General features: G+C 52.9%; 3 protein-coding genes. All 3 read left to right on the forward strand.

Going from position 1 to position 6,703, the window contains the following annotated elements; all coding sequences use genetic code 11:
* Positions 1-687 precede the first annotated feature (687 nt).
* Positions 688-5,286: a hypothetical protein gene (locus IGR76_14190; protein ID MBF2079628.1), complete on the forward strand. Its 4,599-nt coding sequence runs from the start codon at positions 688-690 to the stop codon at positions 5,284-5,286.
* Positions 5,287-5,372: 86 nt separating this feature from the next.
* Positions 5,373-6,098, forward strand: coding sequence for a hypothetical protein (locus IGR76_14195; GenBank protein ID MBF2079629.1), 726 nt, complete (start codon positions 5,373-5,375; stop codon positions 6,096-6,098).
* Between the two features lie 60 nt (positions 6,099-6,158).
* The coding region (locus IGR76_14200) for a prepilin-type N-terminal cleavage/methylation domain-containing protein (GenBank protein ID MBF2079630.1) at positions 6,159-6,703 on the forward strand (545 nt) is incomplete at its 3' end.

Here is a 6,703-nt window from a genome sequence, read left to right on the forward strand (position 1 = left end):
ACTGAAGGAAACGCCTTATTCTCAATACGGTGTGCTTCTTGCTGTGACCAATTACAAAATTTTTTCGATTTTTTTGCAATCGCGTGCGGAATTTAAATCGGTGGCGTTGTATCTGCACCTACCATTTCCATACCATCATTTTTGAATGCGTCTAGGTCACCTGCGTAAGAACGCTGAAACTGTCCCTAAATCTACGGATTCGGCCTTTTTACCAACCCTAGAGCCTCACTGATAGATATGAGTGGTTTCTCGCTTGTTACCCCCCAAGCAAAATTGTTAGGACAGGAACGATAGCAAAATCAGGTAAATTTTCATCTTCAACCCGTGAGGATTTGATGAAAATGCGAGTCCTAAGATTTTGCGCGATCGCGGATTTCAATCTCTCGAACTTGTCCTGACCATTGTGCAAATACCTTGATCCACAGCACCGTCGATCGTTTTCAAACGCCCCTTTCCAGACCGATCACCTCGCTGGTTTCCATTGGTTAGTTCATCGTTGTAATTTCACTGCATTTCATCCCACACAGGACGGCAGGTCGTATGGCAACCCCACGGTTCAATCACACACTTCAAAAACTGATATATCAGTCCAGGCGGCTTTACCGCCGAACTACTAGGGCATTTGTGAACTGGGTGCTCAGAGGGTTGTTCGTTGTCGGACGTAGCCCCTTTTCCACCTCTGGTTTTGTGCTGCCCACGGTAGTACTCCTGCTCTTAATCTTGAGCCTCACGGTGGGGGCAATTTCCTACCGCTCCTTTACCCGTACCAGTGACGTGATTAGCGATCGCCAACAGCGGGTGATCTATAACTCGGCAACGCCTGCCATCGATCGCGCCAAGGCGAAACTAGAGTTCCTTTTTGATCCGCTCGGTGACCCTCGCAGACCGGGTGGAGTTCCGGGTGAGGACGTGCTGCTGAACATGATGTATAACGACGGTCGGGGAGATCTAGATCCAGCTGACGATATCACGGAGGGTCGCGACGACTACACCTTCCCCGATGAAACGCGCGTCGATCTGGATGGTGATGGGGAATGGGACAACGCCTGGCGCTATCCGGTAGACCGAGACGGGGATGGCACAAATGATGCCTGGAATATTTACTCCATTATTTTTAGAACGCCTAAACCTGGTGATCCGGGATACGCAGACATCCGGCTTACCACCGATCCCAACAATCCGTCCGTCCCCATCGGTATTGACGATGAGGGCATGGCGCAACGCGCGAATCAACTCATGGTTCGCAACGCGCCGCTCAGTAACACGTTTTCCACCACCAGCGCCTGTACGTCTGGACTAGACACGGACAGCGGCGTCCTTGAGGGCTGGTTCCCGAATAACGGGACTCCCGGACAAGTGCGCAAAAACTTTCAGGTGGACGCTTTGGTTGTACCGTTCAACGAAGCGGGTGAGTTTCCCGCAGGCAGCCCTATCTCGAGTCTAGAGTTTCAGCAAGACCGGGTTGCCGACACCGGAAACAAGTGGGGAGCCTGGTTCCGCAACGATCTTGAGATCTTCCCAGGGCCTGCATTCACTTGGAACGGTGCAATGCATACACGGGGCAGCTTCTTTGTAGGCGATAGTAGCAGATTCAAAAGTGTTCTGATTAGCGCCCCCGAATCGTGTGTATACGATAAAGATGCATCGCGGATTACGATGGCTGAGTTTGAGGAAAACGAGGATAATAACATTCCGGCATTCCAAGGACAATTCATCAACGGTACGGTTAAGGTCAATAATTTCAATGGATCATCGACGATTAACCTGTACGACAAAGAAAATCCTCAAATTGGCGCAAGGAAGATGAACGCTGGCGGCGATACAGTAACCGCTGGAAGCAACCCAACCGCCTTTAGTCTAGATCCTGTAAAACTGCTCACCGAAGACGTGTCCCAGTCGCGAGGATGGGCTGAGAATCAGGGCAACAACAATTTACCCTCCGATAGCCGTGATCCAGCGTGGGCAGATAGCGCGTTTACCGTAGATAGAAACCGCATCTACAACAAAACGGAGGAAGTTCCCTACGTCGATGATCAATACCGCGCGGACAATCGTTGGGGCCCCAAGCCCCGCGTGCGCGGAATCAATGCCCAGATTCCGCTTGCGATTCCCGATGCCCCTGTGTCTGCGGATAACCCCAATGGCTACGATATTGGCGTTCAAATCGAGGGCGATAAATTAGCGGCTAAAGAGTTACCAGACGAGGAGTTGATTCGCACGGCTGAAGCCGAATCCCCCAGTCAGGCCGATGTTGCTGAAAATTTGGGATTAGACGGCTACTGGGAACGACGGGCAGATTACCAGGGGCTGAAACTGATTGTCGGTCAGCGTCTGGAATTGGGGAACAACATGGGTTGGGGCGGCGTGGATGGACGCGGCATTCCGGCCTTTGCCAAGGATAAGCAGGAAGCGAGCAGCGTTGAGCCGTTGCGTCCCTGGAATAGCTGTACAGGTGCCGATGGTAATGTTAGAGCCAATGCAAACCGCTGCAACGAGGCTCGGCAGCGCCGGATGCTGCGGGATAACCTAGCGGCGGTGCAGGCGATGGCCGTGTATCACTTTGCCGACAAGACGGACGGTATGCCCCTAGCCTGCATGGCGAGCACGGTTCACCCCGGTACGCCTGATACCCTGGCAAAATCGGCCACCTTTGCAAACTGGAACCCCGATGGGTTTAGCAACCTCCAGAGCAAATATCCCCTCGCCATCAGCAATTTCTTCTTGGGTGCTGGCACCAACGGCTGGGATTTTGAGCCGCCTGTGAAAAGCGACTTTGTCAATCTAGAGACGCCAATGATGAAGGCGCTGCAGAATTTGGCCCACTACGCTGGCGATCCCAAAGGCGGCGCTCCCTCCTTCCCACCCGTTACCAATGACAGTACCGTGCATCCCTATCCCAGCATGGCGATGTGGGGCGACTTTTCGATCCTGCGGCGGGTCATCGAGTTGATGAAAGATGGTACAGACTACGATGCCCTCAGCCCTGCCGATCAGGCCACCCTGCACACGGCGGCTTGTACGATTGGAATGCTGGCCTACAATATCGACTACCTGGATCAGCTCTATGGTTCGGGATTGAGCTATGGAGATGTCTCGTCTACTAGCAGCATTGATAGTGATGTGCGGGCAGAGCTTAGACAGTTGTCCGATGCTATAGGTGCAATTAAGGGTAAAAGTATTACTGGGTTTGATCCCAAAATTCATACCCCGGACAACTACATCTACGGTCTCAAAGGAGACACAAGTCTGAACAATACGAATGGCCGAAAGCTAATTGCCCTGGCTGAAATGCTGGCCACGAAGGAGCAGGTGCGGCGCGATCGCCTAGGTGGGTTCCTTGGAACGGACGGACCCAACGCAATCAAGTACGGCGATACCCCTAAGGGGAAAAACCCCTACTTCAGTGAGTCTTGTCAGGCATTCTTGGATGATACTAACCTTAAGAACCTAATTGAACTCTGTAGTGACTACCCTAAATACCCGATCCTAGCCGCATTGTTCGGTACCCTACCCAATAAAACAGAGGCAACAGAAGCACGCATCTTGAGAGACCTGGAGGATCGGAACAACTACAGCACCTACATCAGGGACGTGAATCAGGGCTTTGTCTACTATCGGCTCACACCTGCCGAAGTGTCAGAGATTGCCCTCAAACCCCGACCCCTGAACCAGTGGAAGCTGCCTTATATCGCCAATACATCCTCAACCGATACAGACTTTAGCCCCGTACAGCCGAATAATCCCAACCATCCCAACCTGCTGTTGTTGAAGCAGTGCGTTGCGGCGAGCGATATTTGTATCGAAAAAGATCAAAGTAATGGTGCGAGTCTCTTCCGGGTGGCCTTTAAGGATGCAGCGCTGTTTAACGGTCGCGAAATGATGACCGCTCGCACCCTGGATTTAGATCTGGATATCCTGCGCAAAACTACCATCGGCAATGGCTATTGGCTCCCCGCTGAAGAGCGAGCAGGCGTCATCTACGCGTTCCGCGAAGATGGGGTTCGGGAAGGCTCGATTGTGCGGCCTCCGTCCTCAGATTGGGCCACCTGCGGCACCACAACTGCCCTGGAAAAGAATGCGGCCTGCCGCATGAACACGACGCCCAACGCCTACCAGTCTACGGATCCGCCGCCAGCGACGAATGGCATCAGTACCAAACCCGTAGACTTCTATGCCGATCCCGATCGCCGTCCCTTTGCCTTCCGTCTTAAGAACGGTAAATCGATCGAACGTCCTGAAAAAGAAATTACCGGGATGACCTTCGTATCGGATAATGCTGTCTACATCCAGGGCAATTTCAACTTCCACCGTTCGGGTGGAGCAGAAGTACAAGAATTTAATCAACTCCTGGATGACAATAGCAACAACTTCTACACGCGAGGCAATTCGGGCTTAAACAACAAGTTTGCCCGTCCCAAGACGGACCAATGGCGACCCGCCGAAATCCTGGCGGATGCGATTACGATTCTGCCGATCAACTTCTGTGATGGTAGTATTCTGGATACCTTTGGCGGTGCCGTTACGGGCAATACAACCGCCAACTATGGCTGTTCCAACAGCGGTAATATTACCTCCTTTATGGATCAGAACCTGCCGAACCAGACTTTGGGGACTAAGCCATCGGGTTCACCTAGCTCCTTACCTAACGATGGCTGGCTACGGGAGAATCCCCTGGGAAGCAACAAGAACCGATCTCCAGTACGAGTTTCGCGTGATGGCAACCCTGTTTTAGTAGCAGGTTCTTATACAAAAAATACAAACCAAAAAAGTTACGACGATGTCCAGGAATACGGTGTCAGCACCAATCAACGATATTTAACCTTCTCGGATAGTAAGTCCCTGATTACCGCTCCGGACAGAACGGAGGTAAACGCGGTGATTGTGAGCGGGTTGGTGCCCTCCCGTACAGGACAGAGCTATGGTGGATTGCACAACTTCCCCCGGTTTATCAGCAACTGGGGTTCAAGAAGGCTCTACATCAAAGGCTCCATCATCCAACTCAGCTTTAGCAACGCGGCGACGGCTCCCTTTGACCAGGAAGCCTGGGAGGTGGGGCAGACCCCAACTACAGGTGCAGAGCTGATCAAGTACTACAATCCCCCGAGGCGACTTTGGGGATACGATGTAGCGCTGCAGTATGCATCGCCAGGCCCCCTTTCTGCCCGTTTTGCTGGCGTAGAAGATAGCCGGAGTGAGTTCTACAGCGAACCGGCTCTCGACGATCCGTATATCGTCAAGCTCTGCGAAGCGATGCAGGCTCAGGTCACAAACCTCCCCTGCGAGTAACGGCTCTGCGTGTGGGGTGGGTAGCCATCTCACACCGTTTTTCCTAAGTTTTTATCCATCGTTTTTGTGCCGGACGGTAAGCTGCTATGTCTACTCCCTTTCCCTCTCTACCCAATCGCTGGTTTTGCTCGGCCATATGGGTCAAATCGCTCCTCCGCGCAATGTCTCACCCATCTAGCGACCAAGGATTAACGCTACTGGAAGCCGTTATGGCGCTGCTTGTGGTGGCGATCGCAAGCGTCCTGATCACGCCACCCATCCTGGTGGCCACGGCTACCCGTGTCCAAACCCAGCGTGCCGAGCAAGCCCAACAAATCGCCCAGGCCGAAGTGGATCGAGTTCGGACGCTGGTAAACCGAGGCGCGCAAAATATCAATAACCTTCCCACCGCTGTAGATGCTGCAGTTCTCAATGCAATTGCACCCCCTGATGGCACATCGGGCTTAATGCGCTCCACAGGTGCGTGTGACAATCCCTACACAGGTCAGCAAGTCGCAGCTACCAAAGCCGTAGAGGTTGACATCACAGGAGACTGTGAGGCTGATTTTGTGATGCAGGTCTTCCGCACCAATGGGGTTCCAGAAGGGGCAACCCAACCCATCAACTTTGACATTGGAGTGCGCGTCTATGCGGTGATTCGCGGAGTAGATGCAGTGCCTTGGGACGATCTCGCAACCGATCCAGCGCCTCTCAAGATGACGACGGGCGAGGGAAGCCAAAATACCAATCCCCTATCCGTTATCTACAGCAACATCACCCAAGGCGATACCCGGAATTCCCTGGACTGTTACCAAAACGCTTGCGCCCAGTAACGTTTCTGGTCGTTTTCTCATCCCTTTACTTCTCTGGCTGCACACGGAGCACCTATCGATATGGCAAACGTTCCTCTTCATCCCATTTTGTGGCGATTTTGGCGATCGCGGCATCGTGCCAATACCAATGCTCACCAAGGCTTTACCTTAACCGAACTACTGGTAACGGTGTTCATCTCAAGCGGCATCATTGCAGGTGCCATGTTCTTGGTAACAGAACTAACCAGTACCAACCAACGTGAGGCGGCTCGTAACGAAACCCAGCGCGATATGCAGAATGCCCTGGACTATATTGCCTCTGAACTTCGAGAAGCCAGCTTTGTGTACACAGGGGACTGCATGGCCGGAAACACAACCCCCAGTGGTGAGGGATGTCCGGGGCTTCTGGGCCGCTTGCCTGCAAGCCTGAACAGCCCAACCAACACTCCCGTTCTCGCCTTCTGGAAAAATGACTTACTCCCCACAGAGGTTCGCCAACGGTGTGCCGCAGGCAATCCACCCAGCGATGCATCAGGGAACCTGGCGAACTGTAGCAATGGCCATGCCTACGCCCTGATTGTGTATTCCCTAAATACTGCAAATCCAAACGACACCTGGGATGGTCG

It is taken from the genome of Synechococcales cyanobacterium T60_A2020_003 (genome assembly GCA_015272205.1).
In the GTDB taxonomy this organism is placed as follows: Bacteria; Cyanobacteriota; Cyanobacteriia; order RECH01; family RECH01; genus JACYMB01.

Excerpts from the sequence above, each read along its gene's own strand:
- IGR76_14195 (MBF2079629.1), top strand. The coding sequence starts at position 5,373 with ATGTCTACTCCCTTTCCCTCTCTACCCAATCGCTGGTTTTGCTCGGCC.